Source organism: Rhizobium sp. BK313 (assembly GCF_014193655.1).
Taxonomy (GTDB): Bacteria; Pseudomonadota; Alphaproteobacteria; order Rhizobiales; family Rhizobiaceae; genus Rhizobium.
The window spans coordinates 1,618,797-1,637,278 of record NZ_JACHZQ010000001.1 but is presented as its reverse complement, the minus strand read 5'-3'; the positions used below and the strand labels follow the sequence as shown (position 1 = coordinate 1,637,278).

19 protein-coding genes are annotated in these 18,482 nt (G+C 58.1%); 8 read left to right on the top strand and 11 right to left on the bottom strand.

Features of this window, described 5'->3' with window-relative positions; translation table 11 throughout:
- Positions 1 to 95: 95 nt before the first annotated feature.
- The 4 genes from FHT86_RS07740 to FHT86_RS07725 all read right to left on the bottom strand — a co-directional run bounded on the left by FHT86_RS07740 (position 96) and on the right by FHT86_RS07725 (position 4,356).
- Positions 96 to 869 (bottom strand): amino acid ABC transporter ATP-binding protein, encoded by a 774-nt coding sequence (locus tag FHT86_RS07740; RefSeq protein ID WP_133706270.1) that lies wholly within the window; start codon positions 867 to 869, stop codon positions 96 to 98.
- An 18-nt stretch (positions 870 to 887) separates the two neighbouring features.
- A complete protein-coding gene (locus FHT86_RS07735) occupies positions 888 to 2,042 on the bottom strand; it encodes an amino acid ABC transporter permease (protein WP_133706269.1) in 1,155 nt (384 codons plus the stop codon).
- Position 2,043: 1 nt separating this feature from the next.
- A complete protein-coding gene (locus FHT86_RS07730; RefSeq protein WP_133706268.1) occupies positions 2,044 to 3,234 on the bottom strand; it encodes an amino acid ABC transporter permease in 1,191 nt (396 codons plus the stop codon).
- 96 nt (positions 3,235 to 3,330) lie between these two features.
- A complete protein-coding gene (locus FHT86_RS07725; protein ID WP_133706267.1) occupies positions 3,331 to 4,356 on the bottom strand; it encodes an amino acid ABC transporter substrate-binding protein in 1,026 nt (341 codons plus the stop codon).
- A gap of 371 nt (positions 4,357 to 4,727) precedes the next feature.
- Here FHT86_RS07725 and FHT86_RS07720 point away from each other — a divergent pair, with 371 nt between their 5' ends.
- Complete coding sequence (locus FHT86_RS07720) at positions 4,728 to 5,918, top strand: cystathionine beta-lyase (RefSeq protein ID WP_133706266.1); 1,191 nt, start codon at positions 4,728 to 4,730, stop codon at positions 5,916 to 5,918.
- On the opposite strand, the gene FHT86_RS07715 is transcribed toward FHT86_RS07720, so the two are convergent.
- Together FHT86_RS07715 and FHT86_RS07710 are read right to left on the bottom strand one after the other, a co-directional pair.
- Positions 5,919 to 7,082, bottom strand: a complete 1,164-nt coding sequence (locus FHT86_RS07715) for an FAD-dependent monooxygenase (protein ID WP_133706265.1) — start codon at positions 7,080 to 7,082, stop codon at positions 5,919 to 5,921. It abuts the gene before it with no gap.
- A 29-nt stretch (positions 7,083 to 7,111) separates the two neighbouring features.
- Complete coding sequence (locus FHT86_RS07710; RefSeq protein ID WP_133706264.1) at positions 7,112 to 7,357, bottom strand: zinc-finger domain-containing protein; 246 nt, start codon at positions 7,355 to 7,357, stop codon at positions 7,112 to 7,114.
- Between the two features lie 200 nt (positions 7,358 to 7,557).
- Between FHT86_RS07710 and FHT86_RS07705 the strand changes: the two genes are divergently transcribed.
- Positions 7,558 to 8,343 carry an alpha/beta fold hydrolase gene (locus FHT86_RS07705; protein WP_133706263.1) on the top strand — a complete coding sequence of 262 codons (786 nt, stop codon included), beginning with the start codon at positions 7,558 to 7,560 and terminating at the stop codon, positions 8,341 to 8,343.
- 5 nt (positions 8,344 to 8,348) lie between these two features.
- On the opposite strand, the gene FHT86_RS07700 is transcribed toward FHT86_RS07705, so the two are convergent.
- Positions 8,349 to 9,149 carry an enoyl-CoA hydratase-related protein gene (locus tag FHT86_RS07700; protein WP_133706262.1) on the bottom strand — a complete coding sequence of 267 codons (801 nt, stop codon included), beginning with the start codon at positions 9,147 to 9,149 and terminating at the stop codon, positions 8,349 to 8,351.
- 76 nt (positions 9,150 to 9,225) lie between these two features.
- Between FHT86_RS07700 and cysE the strand changes: the two genes are divergently transcribed.
- The 5 genes from cysE (at position 9,226) to clpA (ending at position 14,410) form a co-directional block, all read left to right on the top strand.
- Positions 9,226 to 10,089 (top strand): serine O-acetyltransferase, encoded by an 864-nt coding sequence (gene cysE, locus FHT86_RS07695; protein WP_133706261.1) that lies wholly within the window; start codon positions 9,226 to 9,228, stop codon positions 10,087 to 10,089.
- A 126-nt stretch (positions 10,090 to 10,215) separates the two neighbouring features.
- On the top strand, positions 10,216 to 10,419 hold the full coding sequence (locus tag FHT86_RS07690) for a DUF3126 family protein (protein WP_107107923.1): 204 nt from the start codon (positions 10,216 to 10,218) through the stop codon (positions 10,417 to 10,419).
- A gap of 441 nt (positions 10,420 to 10,860) precedes the next feature.
- The gene (locus FHT86_RS07685; protein ID WP_133706260.1) at positions 10,861 to 11,229 is read left to right on the top strand and encodes a phasin family protein; all 369 of its coding nucleotides are present in this window, start codon (positions 10,861 to 10,863) and stop codon (positions 11,227 to 11,229) included.
- Positions 11,230 to 11,517: 288 nt separating this feature from the next.
- Positions 11,518 to 11,871, top strand: a complete 354-nt coding sequence (gene clpS, locus FHT86_RS07680) for an ATP-dependent Clp protease adapter ClpS (protein WP_028755011.1) — start codon at positions 11,518 to 11,520, stop codon at positions 11,869 to 11,871.
- Between the two features lie 10 nt (positions 11,872 to 11,881).
- Complete coding sequence (gene clpA / locus FHT86_RS07675; RefSeq protein WP_133706259.1) at positions 11,882 to 14,410, top strand: ATP-dependent Clp protease ATP-binding subunit ClpA; 2,529 nt, start codon at positions 11,882 to 11,884, stop codon at positions 14,408 to 14,410.
- A gap of 113 nt (positions 14,411 to 14,523) precedes the next feature.
- Here the strand turns inward: clpA and FHT86_RS07670 are convergent, their stop codons facing one another.
- From FHT86_RS07670 to FHT86_RS07655, 4 genes are read right to left on the bottom strand one after another with little or no spacing between them, the layout of a single operon-like run.
- On the bottom strand, positions 14,524 to 14,952 hold the full coding sequence (locus FHT86_RS07670) for an HIT family protein (RefSeq protein ID WP_133706258.1): 429 nt from the start codon (positions 14,950 to 14,952) through the stop codon (positions 14,524 to 14,526).
- A 41-nt stretch (positions 14,953 to 14,993) separates the two neighbouring features.
- Positions 14,994 to 16,181, bottom strand: coding sequence for a GNAT family N-acetyltransferase (locus FHT86_RS07665; RefSeq protein WP_133706257.1), 1,188 nt, complete (start codon positions 16,179 to 16,181; stop codon positions 14,994 to 14,996).
- On the bottom strand, positions 16,178 to 16,909 hold the full coding sequence (locus tag FHT86_RS07660; RefSeq protein ID WP_133706256.1) for a glycerophosphodiester phosphodiesterase: 732 nt from the start codon (positions 16,907 to 16,909) through the stop codon (positions 16,178 to 16,180). The genes FHT86_RS07665 and FHT86_RS07660 overlap by 4 nt, the downstream gene beginning before the upstream one ends.
- Positions 16,909 to 17,376 carry a RidA family protein gene (locus FHT86_RS07655; protein ID WP_133706255.1) on the bottom strand — a complete coding sequence of 156 codons (468 nt, stop codon included), beginning with the start codon at positions 17,374 to 17,376 and terminating at the stop codon, positions 16,909 to 16,911. The genes FHT86_RS07660 and FHT86_RS07655 overlap by 1 nt, the downstream gene beginning before the upstream one ends.
- 232 nt (positions 17,377 to 17,608) lie before the next feature.
- On the opposite strand from FHT86_RS07655, the gene FHT86_RS07650 reads away from it, so the two are divergent.
- Positions 17,609 to 18,436 carry a cell envelope integrity EipB family protein gene (locus FHT86_RS07650; protein ID WP_133706254.1) on the top strand — a complete coding sequence of 276 codons (828 nt, stop codon included), beginning with the start codon at positions 17,609 to 17,611 and terminating at the stop codon, positions 18,434 to 18,436.
- The last annotated feature ends 46 nt before the right edge of the window (positions 18,437 to 18,482 follow it).

Below are 18,482 nucleotides of genomic sequence, written 5' to 3'. Positions count from 1 at the left end.
GGTTAACGGCAATTGCCGCGGCATTTCCCAAATGCACATTAAAAAACCCGCCGGCTGCGTCACAGCCGACGGGTTTTGATTGTCGCATGGTCTGCTCAGTGCAGGATCTGGCTCAGGAACAGCTTGGTGCGTTCGTGCTGCGGGTTTTCGAAGAATTCCTTCGGCGAATTCTGCTCAACGATCTGTCCCTGGTCCATGAAGATCACCCGGTTGGCGACCTGACGGGCGAAGCCCATTTCGTGGGTGACGCAGAGCATGGTCATGCCCTCTTCGGCCAGACCCACCATGGTATCCAGTACTTCCTTGATCATTTCCGGGTCGAGCGCCGAGGTCGGCTCATCGAACAGCATGATCTTCGGGTTCATGCAGAGCGAACGGGCGATCGCTACGCGCTGCTGCTGACCGCCTGAAAGCTGCCCGGGATACTTCTTCGCCTGCTCCGGGATCTTGACGCGGGTCAGGAAGTGCATGGCGACTTCTTCGGCCTGCTTCTTCGGCATCTTGCGCACCCAGATCGGCGCCAGCGTGCAGTTTTCCAGGATCGTCAGATGCGGGAAGAGGTTGAAGTGCTGGAATACCATGCCGACTTCGCGGCGCACTTCGTCGATCTTCTTCAGGTCGTTGGTGAGTTCCACGCCGTCGACGATGATCTGGCCCTTCTGGTGCTCTTCCAGGCGGTTGATGCAGCGGATCATCGTCGATTTGCCTGAGCCGGACGGGCCGGCGATGACGATGCGTTCGCCGCGCATCACCTTGAGGTTGATGTCGCGCAGCACGTGGAAATCGCCGTACCACTTGTTCATGTTGATCATTTCGACCGCGACTTCCGTATCGGAAATGGTCAGTTTTTTCAGTTGGGCGTCAGCCATATTTTTATCCCTCAGTTCTTATCGTTTGTGGCCCGTGTCGAGATGGCGTTCCATGAAACCTGAATAGCGCGACATGCCGAAGCAAAACAGCCAAAATATGAAACCGGCGAAAACGAGACCCGTAACAGGCGTTACGGCGCTCGCCCAATTGGCATCCGAGAAATTCTGACGGACGATGCCGAGCAGATCGAACATACCAATGATCGCCACCAGCGAAGTGTCCTTGAACATGCCAATATAGGTGTTGACAATGCCTGGGATGACCAGCTTGATCGCCTGCGGCAGTACGATCAGTCGCATTTTCTGCCAATAGCCGAGGCCGAGCGAGTCGGCGCCTTCGAACTGACCCTTCGGTATGGCCTGAAGACCGCCGCGGATGACTTCGGCCATATAGGCCGAGGTGAAAATCGAGACACCGACTATTGCGCGTAGCAGCTTATCCACCGTCCAGCCCTGCGGCATGAACAATGGCAGCATATAGCTGGCCATGAACAGCACGGTGATCAACGGCACACCGCGGATGACCTCGATGAAGATCACGCATAGCATGCGGACGACAGGCATTTGCGAGCGGCGTCCGAGCGCAAGCAGGATGCCGAATGGGAAGGATACCGCGATTGCGACGAAGGCGATCACCAGGGTCACCAGCAGGCCACCCCATCTCTCCGTTTCCACGGTCTGGAGGCCGAAGCCGCCATGGAGCAGAAAGAACGAGATGACCGGCAGCACGAAGAATGCCAGGATCGCGTTCAATCCTTTCCTGGGAATTGACGGCATCAGCAGCGGCACGAAGGCAATGATCATCAGGATGGCGACAAGCACAGGCCGCCAGCGTTCGTCCGGCGGATAGAGGCCGAACATGAAGATGATGAATTTCGAGCGGACGAAAGCCCAGCAAGCGCCGCTCCAGCCGTCCGGTTGGGTTCCGCCTTGAACGGTCGTCGCGCAGAATGTGCGATCGGTTCCGCTCCAGACCGCCTTCACGAACAGCCAGTCGACCAGATGCGGGATCGCCCAGACAAGGAGGGCGATGGCGAGCAAGGTCAGAACGACGTCCTTCGGTGTGGCGAAAAGATTTGTCTTGATCCAATGCCATGCGCCTTTCTCGCTGGCCGGTGCAGGTAGCGCCGGGAGAAGGGTCTTGCTGACGAGGCTTTGATTTACGTCGGGCATCTTATCTCTCCACCAGAGCCATCTTGGCGTTGAACCAGTTCATGAACAGCGACGTTGCGATGCTCAAGGCGAGATAGATGACCATCCATATGATCACGACTTCGACCGCGCGGCCGGACTGATTGAGGATCACGCCGCCGACGGCGACGAGATCGGCATAGCCGATGGCGATCGCGAGCGAGGAGTTCTTGATCAGGTTAAGATATTGGCTCGTCAGGGGCGGAATGATGATGCGCATTGCCTGCGGAATGACCACAAGCCTGGTGATGGCCGACGCGCGAAGCCCGAGCGCACCCGCCGCTTCCGATTGGCCTTTTGCTACACCGCGAATACCGGCGCGCACGATTTCGGCAATATAGGTTGCGGTATAGAGAGATAACGCCAGCAGAAGTGCGATGAACTCCGGTCCCACGACGAATCCACCCGTCAGGTTGAATTTGCCGGCTACGGGATAGTCGAAGGAGAGCGGCAGACCTGCCGCGAGGAAGGTCAATAGCGGCAGACCGATCAATATGCCGATCGATACCCAGATGGTATGGAATTGCTGGCCGGTCGCCGCCTGACGCTTATGCGCCCAGCGCGCCAGGAAAAATACCGCCACGATGGCGACAACCAAGGCAAGGCCGACGGCTTCCATGCCCGTGCCGAAAATGGGGCGGGGGAATGCGAGGCCACGGTTGCTGAGATAGCTGGAGAATGGCAGATGCACGGCATCTCGCGCCTGTGGCAGCAGCACCAGAACGCCGCTGTACCAGAAGAAAATGACGAGAAGGGGCGGGATATTGCGGAAGAGTTCGACATAGGCTTGGGAAAGCTTCGCGATCAGCCAATTGCCTGAAAGCCTGCCGATGCCGATGATGAAGCCGACAATCGTTGCGCAGACGATGCCGACCACCGAAATGAGAAGCGTATTAAGCAGACCGACGAGGAGCGCTTGGGTATTGGTGGAATCGCTCGAATAGGGAATCAGTGCCTGTCCCAGATTGAAGCCGGAGCGGCCTTCGAGGAAGTCGAAGCCGAAGGATCGGTTCAATGCCCGCAGATTGTCGAGCGTATTCTCGATGATGAACCAAATGACACCTACGAGAATGATGATGGTGACGGCCTGGTAAAACACCCCTCTGACTTTGGTGTTGTATAGCGCAGATACAAATGATCGCTCGCCGCCAGGCGAATTTACAGTAATTGCCATGCAGAATTTTTCCCCAGTGTGCCTGTTTCAGGCTTGTTTTCTTGAGGAGAGAAAGGCGGCAAGCCGCCTTTCTCCAAAAGTCGAGCCGTTCGCGGCTTAGCGGACTGGAGGCGCGTACTGGATACCGCCCTTGTTCCACAGAGCGTTGAGACCGCGTGCGATCTTCAGCGGGCTGCCTGCACCGATGTTGCGATCGAAGACTTCGCCGTAATTGCCCACGCCCTTGACGATATTATAGGCCCAGTCATTGGTCAGGCCGAGGTCGGTGCCGATCGTCGAGCCCTGTTCGACGCCGAGGAAGCGCTTGATATCCGGGTTTGCCGAATTCTTCATCTCGTCGACGTTCTTCTGCGTGATCCCGAATTCTTCGGCGTTCACAAGCGCATAGGCGGTCCAGCTGACGATGTTGAACCACTGGTCGTCACCCTGGCGAACGGCCGGGCCGAGTGGCTCCTTGGAGATGATTTCCGGCAGGACGATGTTGTCGTCGGGGTTCTTCAGCGTCAGACGCGTCGCATAGAGGCCGGACTGGTCGGTGGTGTAGACATCGCAACGACCGGAGTCGTAGGCGGTATTGATTTCCTCGAGCTTGTCGAAGACCACCGGATTATACTGAAGATTGTTGGTCTTGAAGTAGTCGGCGAGGTTCAATTCCGTCGTCGTGCCGGACTGGACGCATACGGCTGCGCCGGAAAGTTCCAGAGCCGACTTCACGTTCAGTTCCTTGCGAACCATGAAACCCTGGCCGTCATAATAGGTGACGGGGCGGAACTTGAGACCGAGCGCGGTGTCACGGTTGATCGTCCAGGTCGTGTTACGCGACAGCACGTCGATTTCGCCGGACTGCAGAGCCGTGAAGCGGTCCTTGGCGCTGAGGGGGGTGTACTTCACCTTGCTCGGATCGCCGAAGACTGCCGAAGCGACGGCTTTGCAGAAGTCGATGTCGAAACCGGCCCAGTTCCCGGATGCATCAGGCTGTGCGAAGCCAAGAAGGCCCGTGTTCACGCCGCATTGAATAAAGCCCTTGGCCTTCACATCGCTCAGCGTCGAAGCCGACGCACCCGAAGCGGTGTATGCCAAAGCTGCCGCTCCGAGGAATACGGATAGAGCAATCTTTTTCATCTTTCCCAACCTTTGTCTATTGTTTTATAGTTAAAGCGTATCGCGCCCGAAGGTTCTCGGAGAACCATGTTCCTCACTCTCCCGGTGCGAGTGATCCTATCACAGTCGCAAATGCATTTATGGTCAAGACATCGCCCGAATTATTGAGGAATAATTCGGCATTTTCGCTTGTTTCGGCTTGCGAATGGGCGCTTGGCGTCTATTTAGGCAGCGTTTTGCCAAAAAACTGCGCAAAAATAGGGTGTTGTTCCGCTATTCCGGTATTTCAGCATGTAGGCAATATGGGTATTTGCTGAGTTGTTCGGGGTTGACCCCATCGGGCTTGGCAGCCACAAATCGAAGTCCCCACAGCGCCAAAGGCATATCCAGACATGAAAGACAAAGACACATCGCTGCAAAACGCCGGCATCAACACGCGTTTGTCCCACATCGGTTATTCGCCCTCAGATTTCCACGGTTTCGTCAATCCGCCGGTCGTGCATGCCTCGACGGTGCTGTTTCCGAACGCGCGGACCATGGAGATGCGCGACCAGAAATATACCTATGGCACGCGCGGTACGCCGACGACCGATGCGCTCTGCGATGCCATCGATGCGCTGGAGGGATCGGCGGGAACAATCGTTGTGCCGTCGGGGCTTGCGGCGATCACCGTGCCGTTCCTGGCCTTTCTGTCTGCCGGCGACCATGCGCTGATCGTCGATTCGGTCTACGGGCCGACGCGCATCTTCTGCGATACCATGCTGAAGCGCCTCGGCGTCGAGATTGAGTACTACGACCCGCTGGTCGGCGCTGGCATCGAGCAATTGATCAAGCCGAATACCAAGCTGGTGCATACCGAGGCGCCGGGCTCCAACACCTTTGAAATGCAGGATATTTCGACAATTTCGACCGCCGCCCACCGGCATGGCTGCGTCGTCACCATGGACAATACCTGGGCGACACCGCTTTATTTCAAGCCGCTGGATCACGGCGTCGACATCTCCATTCATGCGGCGACGAAATATCCGGCTGGTCACTCCGATATTCTGATGGGGACGGTGTCCGCCAATGCGGCCCATTGGAACCAGTTGAAGGAAGCCAATATTCAGCTCGGCATCTGCGGCGCGCCGGACGATGCTTACCAGGTGCTGCGGGGCTTGCGCACTATGGGCGTGCGTCTGGAGCGGCATCAGGAGAGCGCGCTTGCCATCGCGCAATGGCTTGAGGGCCGGGAGGACGTCGCACGCGTGCTGCATCCGGCATTGCCAAGTTTCCCGAGCCATGAGCTTTGGAAGCGCGACTTCAAGGGATCGAGCGGCATCTTCTCCTTCGTGCTAGCTGTCGGCAGCCCGGATAAATTCAGGGCCAAGGCGCATGCCTTCCTCGACGCTCTCCGGATTTTCGGTCTCGGCTATTCCTGGGGCGGTTACGAGAGCCTCGCGGTGCACGTCAATCTCAACGACCGGCGCATCTGCAAGGCGCCGCCGGAAGGACCGGTACTGCGCCTGCAGATCGGACTTGAGGATGTCGCCGATATCAAGGTCGATATCGAAAAGGGCCTCGCTGCGGCGAAAGAAGCCTGATCAGCCGATGGCGTGATAGCCGTAGACCCAATCCAGATCCGCCGCGAGGCTTTGCGGCGGGCGCATGGACAGAACAAGATCGCGGGCCATCCGCACAGGTCCACGGGCATGATAGGCAAAATGATTGAAGGCTGCGCGCTGACGCAGGCGCGCAATGCGCGGTGTTCGATGCTTTTCGAAGAGATCGAGCGCTTCGATGAGGGGGCGTGACGCCACCATGCCGGCGAGTTCGAAGGCATCCTCAATCGCCATGGCAGCGCCTTGTGCCGCAAAGGGCATCATCGCATGAGCCGCATCGCCGATTAATATGACATCCTTGCCATTGTGCCAGCGGCCGGCGCTCGCTTCGTAGAGCGGCCAGAAGGTGGCTTTCTCCTGTTGTTCGAGCATTGTCCTGATGTTGTCGTTCCAGCCTGAGAAGCGGCTCAGAAGATGCTCGCGTTGCGCCTTGGTGCCTGCGGCGTTCCAATCATGGCTCGCACTGCTTCCGGAGATGTTTGCCACGATGTTGAAAGCGGCATTCTCCTTGATCGGATAGCTGACGAGATGTGCCGAAGGACCGAGAAACGCCGTAACGCTCGTTCTGTCGAGGACTCTGGACGCCAGCGCCTCGGGGATGGTGAAGCGCCAGGCGATATTGCCCGAGAAATGCGGCGAGGGGCCGTCCGGTACCAGCGTGCGCACCTTCGACCAGACGCCATCGGCACCAATGATCAGATCCGCTTCCTCACCGATCGTCGCATCAAGCGCTTGTTTGTTTGTTGCATCGATGGGCTGGCCGAGATGCAGGGTGCAGAGCGGATTGGTCATTACTGCGTCGAGAAGCGCCTTTTGCAGCGTCGCGCGATGAACGGCGCCGTAAGGAGACCCCCAACGCTCTCTGGCGAAGCTGCCGCAGGGCACTGACGCGATTAACCGCAAGGATGAACCGGAGACCAGCCGCACCTCTTTTGGCTCCAACCAGACGGGCTGAAGTGCGTCGAGTACCCCGAGCGTGTTAAGAATGCGGGATGCATTGGGGGAAATTTGCAGGCCGGCACCGACCTCGGTCAGTGCTTCGGCCTGTTCGAAGATTACGGCGCGAACGCCGTGTCTTGCCAGAGCCAGCGCAGCGGTAAGGCCGGCTATTCCGGCGCCAATGATCGCGGCGGTCTTGATCGGCATTCAGTTATGTCCGATCCGGTCTCCGAGAATCAGGCGGCCTTGAAATGGAAGACGCAGCCGGCCGGATGGGTTTCGTCCGCCTTCAGCGACGGATTGTAGCGATAGAGCGTCGAGCAGTAGGAGCAGACCTTCTCGCTTTCATCGCCCATGTCGATGAAGATATGCGGATGATCGTAGGGGACAGAGGCACCGGTGCACATGAATTCCTTGACGCCGATCTCGATCACGCGGTGTCCGCCGTCGTTCTGGAAATGAGGAATATTGTGGCCGGCCATGATGATCTCCGAATGCGTCTTGCCTTAGATGGCATGAATGTTGCGCCAGACTTGATAGCCCTCTTTATAATCCTTCTTATCGAATGTGTAGTGCGAAAGTCCGGCTCGGCGCACAGATTTTCGCGAACGCGGGGTTCACCTGATATTGCCGATAAAATAAGGTCCGCAACAAAAGAGACGATGTTCACGAAGATCTTGCCATGAATCTGAATAGTCCCGCCTTTTCCTATTTCATCCATGACGGGCTGAAACTGGCCTATTTCGACGAGGGCGAACCCGATGGCGCGCCGGTGCTGCTGATTCATGGCTTTGCCTCAACCGCGATCGCCAATTGGGTCAATCCGGGGTGGCTCAAATCGCTGAGCGAGGCGGGTTATCGCGTCATCGCCATCGACAATAGAGGCCATGGCCTGAGCGACAGACCCTATGACGCCGATGCTTACCATCCCTGGGTCATGGCCGAGGACGCGGTCGCTCTGCTCGATCATCTCGGCATCCCCGAGGCCCATGTCATGGGATATTCCATGGGCGCACGCGTCTCCGCTTTCTTGGCCATCGCCCATCCCGATCGTGTCCGCTCACTGGTATTCGGCGGACTCGGCATTGGCATGGTCGATGGTGTCGGCGACTGGGATCCGATCGCGGATGCACTGCTGGCGCCATCGGTTGACGACGTCACGCATCTGCGCGGCCGCATGTTCCGTGCCTTCGCCGATCAGAACAAGAGCGATCGCCTGGCGCTCGCCGCCTGCATCAGGGGCTCGCGCGATCTGGTTGCCAAGGAAGATGCGGCAAAGATCGAGGCGCCGACCCTGATCGGCGTCGGCACCAAGGATGACATCGCCGGTTCGCCGCAGGAGCTCGCGGCGCTGATGCCGCATGCCGAAGCGTTGGATATCCCAAACCGCGACCACATGCTCGCGGTCGGAGACAAGGTATTCAAGCAGGCCGTCCTCGACTTCTACGAACGCCTCGCCAATCAATAGACTGGTCATTTCCCGGTGAAATGCGGTTTGCGCCGCGCGGTGAAAGCTGCGCGGCCTTCGGCATAATCGGCGCTGTCGAAGGTCTCGGCGCCGATGACCTCCGCCTCGCGCAGTAGGTCGCTATCCTGCTCGATCACAGCGCGAACTGCTAGCTTCGAGGCATGCAGTGCGATCGGCGCATTGGCGGCAATCGCATGGGCAAGAGCCGAGACTTCGCCGTCGAACGCGTCCGCTGCGATCTCTTCCAGCAGGAAGCCGGCCGCGACCATCTTGTCGGCCGACATCGGCGCGCCGGTGAAAAGCGTGACCTTGGCCATCTGCGGCCCAAGCGCGTTGACGATGTCTTGCACCGCGTCGGCAGGGTAGGCGATGCCGAGGCGCACGGCGGGCACGGAGAAGCGCGCGCCTTCCTCGGCGACGCGCAGATCACAGGCCGCGGCGATACCAAAACCGCCGCCGTAACAGATACCGCGGATCGCCGCGATGGTCGGCACCCGGCAATGGCGGATCGCTGTGAAGGCGTCACTGTTCAGCGCCTCATAGACGACGGCGGTTTCGGCATCCTTGCGCAAGCTGTCGAATTCGCTGATATCGGCGCCGGTCGAAAAATCCTGGGCCGCACCGCGAATGACGATCACGTGTGCGTGTGCCTCGTCGGTCAAAATACGGATGGCCTGCGGGATGGCGCGCCACATTGCCGCGGTGACGGCGTTCTTGCGGCCAGGATTATCAATGGTAAGTGTACCGATGGCGTCGCTACAGGTAGCGCGCAGAAAACCGCCAGCAAAATTATGCTCAAAACTCATGCGCGCCTGACCCATTTATGTTGTCGGACTTTTACTCTATATAATGTTTCACCGACAGGAAATCAGGAGACCGCCAATGGTCGCAGCAACGGACATTCGCCAGGTCGAAGGCTTAGGCTCGGTAAAAGTCGTCGATCCCATCTGGGACAGCGTGCGCGAAGAAGCCCGCGCAGCCGCCGATAGGGATCCGCTTCTGGCCGCCTTCCTCTATTCCACGATCATCAATCACCGGTCGTTGGAAGAATGCGTCATCTATCGCATTTGCGAACGTCTCGATCATCCGGACATGCAAGGCATCCTGCTGCGCCAGACCTTTGAGGAAATGCTGGCCGATTGGCCGGAATGGGGTGCGATCCTGCGCGTCGACATTCAGGCGGTCTATGACCGCGATCCTGCTTGCCTGCGTTTCATGGAGCCCGTTCTCTATTTCAAAGGCTTCCACGCGCTGCAGACCCATCGTCTCGCGCATTGGCTTCTCAATCGCGGCCGCCGTGATTTCGCGCTCTACCTGCAGAGCCGTTCCTCCAGCGTTTTCCAGACGGATATCAACCCGGCTGCGCGCATCGGCAAGGGCATCTTCCTCGATCACGCGACCGGCCTGGTGGTCGGCGAAACGGCCGTCATCGGCGATAACGTCTCGATCCTGCATGGCGTCACTCTCGGCGGCACTGGCAAGGAAGGTAGCGACCGCCATCCGAAGATCGCCCATGGTGTGCTGATCGGCGCGGGCGCAAAGATTCTCGGCAATATCCAGATCGGCCATTGTTCGCGCATTGCTGCCGGCTCGGTAGTGCTGAAGGAAGTGCCGCCGAAGACGACGGTGGCCGGTGTGCCGGCCAAGGTGGTCGGTGAAGCCGGCTGTTCGGAACCGTCCCGCTCCATGGATCAGATCCTTGCCGAGCAGGTGGTCGTCGACCAGATCATGGGCGCCGGAATCTAAGGAAAACCACCTGATTTTCAGGGATTTGCGGCGCCAGCAAGGGCTGAAGGCGCGCTTCCGGTCTTTACACCGCCGCTTTTCCTATGCAAGAACCGGCCAACTTGAGAATCCTCACGGAGATGAATTGTGAAGCCTGACGAAATCAAGAAGCTCGACGCCTACTTCAAACGCACGTTCAACCCGCAGATCGTGGTCAAAGCCCGCCCGCGCAAGAACGATTCCGCGGAAGTCTATCTTGGCGAAGAGTTCCTGGGCGTTGTCTACATCGACGACGAAGACGGCGATCGTTCCTACAACTTTTCTATGGCCATCCTGGACGTCGATCTCTAATCGATACTTCGATTTCTGATCGACATTGCGACTATCTGGCCGCCATTTCGGCCCCTGGTTGATCCCTCAATTTCCAAGATCAAGCTGATATCAAGAAGCCGCATTTTCACCGAAATGCGGCTCTTTTATTGAGTAATCGCTCGGAAACGGCCAAAATGCCCGCCATTTAGGCCCAGATTTGGCTCATCTGCGGCGGGAATTCAGATTTTTCCGTCGAAACTGAATATTTCTCTCGAAGCCTGAAGTTGCAGCCTGCTTGATATATTTTAGCGAAAACAGGAGGATGCCCCCGGCCTTCTCCATGCATCTGCCCTTCTTCTTCGAAAATACAATCTTAAGAGGATATTGCGTCGCACAAGACTACTTGACTATTTGTGCGTCGCATTTAGATTTTGTCCCAGTAAACCGGCCATCGGCCAAACAACACAGGGACGGAGAAACATGTTCAATTTCGATGAAGCGAACAAGAAGGGCAAGGAAGCCATGGACACGGCGCTGAAGAGCTATTCCGATGTCACCAAGGGTTTCCAGGCGATTGCCGCTGAAGCTGCCGAATATTCCAAAAAGTCTTTCCAGGACGGTGTTGCGCATTTCGAGACGCTGGCCGGTGTCAAGAGCTTCGAAGCTGCTTTCGAACTGCAGAGCAGCTTTGTGAAGTCGTCCTATGAAAACTTCGTCACCGAAGCGACCAAGATGAGCGAAATGTATGCTGATCTCGCCAAGACCGCTTACAAGCCCTACGAAGCCCCGGTTGCCGCTGCTGCGAAGGCTGCTGGCAAGGCCGCCGCTTCCGTCACGCCTGCTGCATAAGCGCTTCGCTTAAGGACAGTGATTCCAGAGAGACCGGCTGCGCGACGCGCGGCCGGTCTTTTACGTTTCCGATTGCGACTTTCAGCCCGTTCGTGGGCGCGACTTTTTTGATGATGGCCCGCTTTGGCAACGAATTGTGATTGCAGTGTCCGGTGGGGGGCTTAAAATCACACCAATATGAACTAAGTTAGGGGTTCGGATATCCGGCCCGACAGAGTTAGTTGCCTAATCCAGTTTGCCAAGTCGGAATGCGATAGCTTCTGCCGGATGATTTGAGGAATGAATGAAATGATCGCTGAGCCGATCCGGATGCAAAACGACAGCGAAAGGAACGGGGACAACGGAAATCGCGGGACCTCGGTGATCACGCGCACCAAGCCCAAAACCAAGAAACCCAACCTCTACCGCGTGCTGCTTCTAAACGACGACTATACGCCCATGGAGTTTGTGATCCATATCCTGGAGCGTTTCTTCCAAAAGGATCGAGAGAGTGCCACCCGCATTATGCTTCATGTCCACAATCACGGCGTCGGCGAATGCGGGATATATACATATGAAGTAGCCGAAACGAAGGTGAGCCAGGTGATGGATTTTGCCCGGCAGCACCAGCATCCGCTGCAATGTGTTATGGAAAAGAAGTGAGGATCTGAACGTGCCAACATTTTCGCCTAGTCTTGAGAAGGCGCTGCATCAGGCACTGACCTACGCGAACGAGCGGCATCACGAATATGCCACGCTGGAACATCTGCTATTGGCTTTGGTTGACGACGCCGATGCCGCAGCTGTCATGGGCGCGTGCAATGTTGATCTCGACGCGCTCCGTAAGACGCTGACTGAATACGTCGATAATGAACTTTCAAATTTGATCACTGGTTATGACGAGGACTCGAAGCCCACATCCGGCTTCCAGCGCGTCATCCAGCGTGCCGTTATCCATGTCCAATCCTCGGGCCGCGAGGAAGTGACTGGCGCCAACGTTCTCGTCGCGATCTTTGCGGAACGGGAAAGCCATGCGGCCTTTTTCCTGCAGGAACAGGAAATGACCCGCTACGATGCGGTCAACTACATCTCTCACGGCATCGGCAAGCGGCCGGGTTCCTCCCAGACTCGCACGCCGCGCGGCGCCGAAGAGAGCGAATCGGAGAGCAAGCCGACCTCCCGCGGCGAGCAGGAAGAGGGTAACAACAAGAAGCAGCAGGATGCGTTGAAGGCCTACTGCGTCAATCTCAACGAGAAGGCCAAGAGCGGCAAGATCGATCCGCTGATCGGCCGTCATTCGGAGGTCAGCCGCACTATCCAGGTGCTCTGCCGCCGTTCGAAGAACAATCCGCTCTATGTCGGCGACCCCGGCGTCGGCAAGACCGCGATCGCCGAAGGTCTCGCCAAGCGCATCGTCGAGGGCAAGGTTCCGGAGGCTTTGGCCGACGCGACCATCTTTTCGCTCGACATGGGCACGCTGCTGGCCGGCACCCGTTATCGCGGCGATTTCGAAGAGCGCTTGAAGCAAGTCGTCAAGGAGCTGGAAGAGTACCCAGGCGCCGTGCTGTTCATCGATGAGATCCATACCGTCATCGGCGCCGGGGCAACCTCCGGCGGCGCGATGGATGCATCGAACCTGCTGAAGCCGGCTCTGTCTTCGGGTGCGATCCGCTGCATCGGTTCGACCACCTACAAGGAATACCGTCAGTTCTTCGAGAAGGACCGGGCGCTTGTCCGCCGCTTCCAAAAGATCGACGTCAACGAGCCGAGCATTGAGGATGCCATCGAAATCATGAAGGGCCTGAAGCCCTATTTCGAAGAGTATCACCACTTGCGCTACTCGAACGACGCCATCAAGTCGGCGGTCGAACTGTCGGCTCGTTACATCTCCGACCGCAAGCTGCCGGACAAGGCGATCGACGTCATCGACGAAACCGGTGCGGCGCAAATGCTGCTCCCGCCGTCGAAGCGCCGCAAGCTGATCACGGAGCGGGAGATCGAGGTAACGATCGCCACGATGGCCCGCATCCCGCCGAAGACGGTGTCCAAGGACGACGAGATGGTTCTCGCCAATCTTGAGCAGGAGCTGCGTTCGGTCGTTTACGGTCAGGATACGGCAATCGAAGCTTTGTCGACCTCGATCAAGCTCGCGCGTGCGGGCCTGCGCGAGCCGAACAAGCCGATCGGCTGCTACGTCTTCTCCGGCCCGACAGGCGTTGGTAAGACGGAAGTTGCCAAGCAGCTTGCTTCTTCGCTCGGCGTCGAGCTGCTGCGTTTCGACATGTCGGAATATATGGAGCGTCACACGGTTTCCCGTCTGCTCGGCGCACCTCCCGGCTATGTCGGCTTCGATCAGGGTGGCTTGCTGACCGACGGTGTCGACCAGCATCCACATTGCGTCGTCCTGCTCGACGAGATCGAGAAGGCGCATCCGGATATCTTCAATATCCTGTTGCAGGTGATGGACCATGGCGCACTGACCGACCACAACGGCAAGAAGATCGACTTCCGCAACGTCATCCTGATCATGACGACCAATGCGGGCGCATCGGAAATGGCCAAGGCTGCCATCGGCTTCGGCTCGTCCAAGCGTACGGGCGAGGATGAAGAGGCTCTCAACCGGCTCTTCACACCGGAATTCCGCAACCGTCTGGATGCGACCATTCCGTTTGCCGCGCTGCCGACCACGGTCATCCACAAGGTCGTGCAGAAGTTCATCATGCAGCTCGAGGCTCAACTTTCCGAACGGAACGTTACCTTCGATCTGCACGAGGACGCGATCGCCTGGCTGTCCGAGAAGGGTTACGACGAAAAGATGGGTGCCCGTCCGCTGGCGCGCGTCATCCAGGAAAACATCAAGAAGCCGCTGGCGAACGAAATCCTCTTCGGCAAGCTGAAGAAGGGCGGCGTCGTCAAGGTCACCGTCGGCAAGAAGGAAGACGGCACGACCGGCATCCTGCTCGACTCCGTCGCGGATACCGCGCCGATCCGGCCGAAGCCGGAAGCCGAAGTGGTCGACGCCGTGGTTGAGGTGGAAGAGGATGACGGTGATACCGTCAAGACCAGAAGCCGCGTCGGCAAGGCCGGTACCGCTTCCGATGCCCGCCGCTCGCCGAAGACGCCGTCGTCTTCCAGCGATGACGAGCCGGACAGCAAGTCGCCCCGCAAGGGCAGCACGGTGCCGAAGGTGCCGCGCAAGTAATCGGCGACTGATCGCTTGAAAAACCAAACGGCTGCATTGGCAACAATGCAGCCGTTTTCATTTGTTTATGAACTATCTCTCATGAAGAGATTTAGGAAGATTCCCGGCTTGTATCAGCGCAAGGCTTCGATGATCTTCTTGGCATTCTCAGCCAAAACCGTGCCGTCTTCCATCTTGCCCGAATGCGGCTTCAGGGCGATGCCCTCGTGGCGCGGGATGATGTGGAAGTGCAGATGGAACACTGTCTGGCCTGCTGCCGGCTCGTTGAACTGGGCGATATAAACGCCGTCCGCGTCGAAAGCCTCCTGAATCGCGACTGCGACTTTCTGGACCGTGGTAATCAGATTTGGCAGGACGCTCGGATCGGCATCGAGAAGGTTGCGCGACGGTGATTTCGGCAGCACCAGCGTATGGCCCGGCGCCTGCGGCATGACATCCATGAAAGCGACCGTGTGTTCATCCTCGTAGATACGATAGGACGGGATTTCGCCTTTCAGGATCTTCGCGAAAATATTGTTGGCGTCATAGGCGGGGCTGGTCATCCAGAGTCTCCTCGTCTTCCGATTATAGTTGTCCAGAGCGGCTAAATATCTTGCCGCTCGCCTTTGCGGAAGGGGCTGTGCTCGGTCAGGATCTCGCTCATCTCCTCCACTTGCTCGCGCTCGTGCTTGAGATAGTCGGCAACGGCACGGCGCAAGCCTTGGTGGCCGATATAGTGCGCCGAATGCGTAATGACCGGCAGGTAGCCGCGAGCAAGCTTGTGTTCGCCTTGCGCGCCGGCTTCGACCCGCTTCAGCCCCTTGGCCAGCGCGAAGTCGATCGCCTGATGATAGCAGACTTCGAAGTGCAGGAAGGGATGATCTTCGATGCAGCCCCAATGCCGGCCGTAAAGCGTCTCGCCGCCGATAAAGTTGATCGCGCCGGCGACATAGCGGCCCTCGCGTTTCGCCATGACCAGCAGGATGTCGTCGGCCATCCGCTCGCCGATCAGCGAGTAGAATTTGCGGGTAAGGTAGGGCCGGCCCCATTTGCGACTGCCGGTGTCCATATAGAAGGTGAAAAACTGGTCCCAGATGCGCTCGGTAAGATCGCTGCCGGTGAGCCAGTCGATGCTGATCCCGTTTTCAAGGGCAGTGCGGCGCTCCTTTTTCAGCGCCTTGCGCTTGCGCGACGCCAGCGTTTCCAGGAAGGCATCGTGATCGGCGTAGCCGTCATTTATGAAGTGAAATTGCTGATCAGTACGGTGCAGATAGCCATCGCCTTCGAAGACGGAAATCTCGTCTTCCGACAGGAAGGTGATGTGGGCGGAGGAGACACCGAGCTGCCGGGTCACCTCCTTCAAGCTTTCGGCCAGTGCCGGCTGAATCACATTGCGATCCCGGCCCTCGGCGACAAGCAGGCGTGGGCCGGTTGCCGGCGTGAAGGGAATGGAACATTGGAGCTTGGGGTAGTACCGGCCGCCGGCACGCTCGAAGGCATCGGCCCAGCCATGATCGAAGACATATTCGCCCTGGCTATGGTTCTTGAGATAGCCGGGGACGGCGCCGATCAATTCGCCGCTATCGGTTTCGAGCAACAAATGATTGCCGAGCCAGCCGGTTTTGTCGGTGGCGGAGCCGGACTCCTCCAGTGACGACAGAAAGGCATGCGAGACAAACGGGTTGTACGGCAGCACCGTACCCGTCCTCGACGCCCCGGCGAGCTTGGACCAGCTCTCCGGGGCGATGTTCTTGAAGGAACGCTCTACGCGAATGGATAATTCGTCTGTCATGAAATGAGGGCGGGGCTTTCCCTTGGATCAAAACCTTCGAAGGTCATCTGGTCTGCGTTGGCAAATGTTTGTTTGCGGGCCGCTTCGTCGCGCACGGTCCAGGTGATCACCGGAATGCCGCGCTGGCGCTGCGCCGTGATGAAGGGGTTCGGCAGGTGGCCATAGAAATACGAGATGAAGTCTAGCCCAAGCTGCATGGCTTCGTCATGCTTAAAAAACGTCTCAGGCTCATTTCCATCCGCTGTCAGGCCGACGGGGTAGGGGGCGTCAAGTGCCTTCAGGTCCTTGAGCAACCAATGATCGAAGCTCATCAGTGCCACCTGACCTTTGTAGCCTTCCAGCACTTCCAGCACCGATTCTGCAAAGCCTTCATCGTCGCCCTCGCGACCCTTGAGCTCAAGCACCAGCGGTACCTTGCCGTCGCAGAGCTTGAGGAGCTGTTTCAGCGTCGGAATCTTGTCCTTGGTGCCGCCGACCGAGAGCAGACCGAGTTCGGCCGAGGTACGGTCACGAAGCTGGCCGGGAAGATTGCAGACGCGCTCCAGGTCGTCGTCGTGAAAAACGACGGGAACGCCGTCGGAGGCATAATGCAGATCGCATTCGATGGAAAAACCCGCGTCGATCGCGCGGGCAAACGCCGATAGCGTGTTTTCCCAAACCTGCTTGTTCATGTCGTGATAGCCGCGATGGGCGACAGGACGTTCGGTAAGCCAGGCAATTTTGCTCATTATGCAATTTCCATGATGGCATCGATCTCGACGGCAGCGTTCATCGGCAGCGCCGCCATACCGACGGCAGCGCGTGCGTGCTTGCCAGCGTCGCCAAGTACATTTGCCAGAAGATTGGAGGCTCCGTTGATCACAAGATGTTGTTCGACGAATTCGGGCACCGAAGCGACGAAGCCGTTCAGCTTGACGATGCGCTTGATGCGGCCGAGATCGCCGCCCAAGGCGGCCTTCGCCTGGGCGAGGATATTGATGGCGCAAAGCTCGGCAGCACGTTGGCCGCCGGCGACGTCGACATCCTTGCCGAGATGGCCGGTGACGCCGAGCTTGCCGTTTTCCATCGGCAACTGCCCGGATAGATAAAGAAGATTGCCGCTGATGACATAGGGTACATAGTTGGCGGCCGGCGCGGCAGCCTGGGGCAGGACGATGCCAAGCTCCTTCAGACGGCCCTCGATAGCGTCGGACATTTTCATCTCCCGTTTTGTTGTAAAATCTTCAAAAATCCGGCATCAAGACTAAAATCCCTTTGCCGGGACAGGCGGCCTCGATTTAAGCATGATCCCGAAAAGCGCGAAGCGATTTTGGACGAGAGCACGCCAAATCAAAAGGCAGAGCGAGATGACGATTTGATGATAAGTCGCCTCACTCTGGCCGAAGCGTTCTTATAACATCGCGTGCGAGTCCAACAGGAGATAATGAATGTTCCGCTCGAGTCTTGCCGCCGTTGTTGTTTCGAGTTTAGGCGTCGCGTCTCTGGGCGCCCCTGCCGCCCATGCGGCGGGGCCGAGTGGGTTGATCGCCCATCGTGCCGTCTACGATCTCGAGCTGAAGGACGCCTCCGACCGATCCGGCATCGCCGGCATGTTCGGCCGTATGGTCTATGAGTTCGACGGCTCGGATTGCACCGGCTTCACCACCAATTTCCGCTTTGTCACGCAGATCGACACGGGCGATACGACGCGCGTCAGCGACCAGCAGACGACCACGTTCGAGGATCTCGCCAAGCGCATTTTCCGCTTCGAGACCAAGTCCTATACCGACGATCAGCTCGACAAGGACGTGCGCGGCGCGGCGGCGGACGATCAAAAGGGCATCAAGGTCGACTTAACCCAGCCGCAGGCCAAGCAGGTCGAGCTCATCCAGAGCCGCTTTCCGACAGAACATATGCTCGACATCATCCATAATGCCAAGCTGGGCAAGAATTTCTTCGAGGCCCAGGTTTTCGACGGCTCCGACGATGGCGACAAGCCGTTGATCGCGACCACCGTCGTCGGCAAGCAGGAGACGCCCGCCACCGACGATCCCGATGCCGACAAGGCAGGCGTCTTCGCCAAGACGCCGTTCTGGCCGGTGACGGTCGCCTATTTCAATGAGAAGTCCAAGGGCGACGCCATGCCGGTCTACCGTATGTCGTTCAAGCTCTACGAAAACGGCATTACCCGCGACCTCACCATGGACTATGGCGACTTCGTACTGACCGGCAAACTCTCCAAGCTTGAAGTGCTTGACGCCAAGGCCTGCCAATAGGCTTTGTGAGGGCAGGCCACAAAACAGAATCTCCGTCATAAAACCG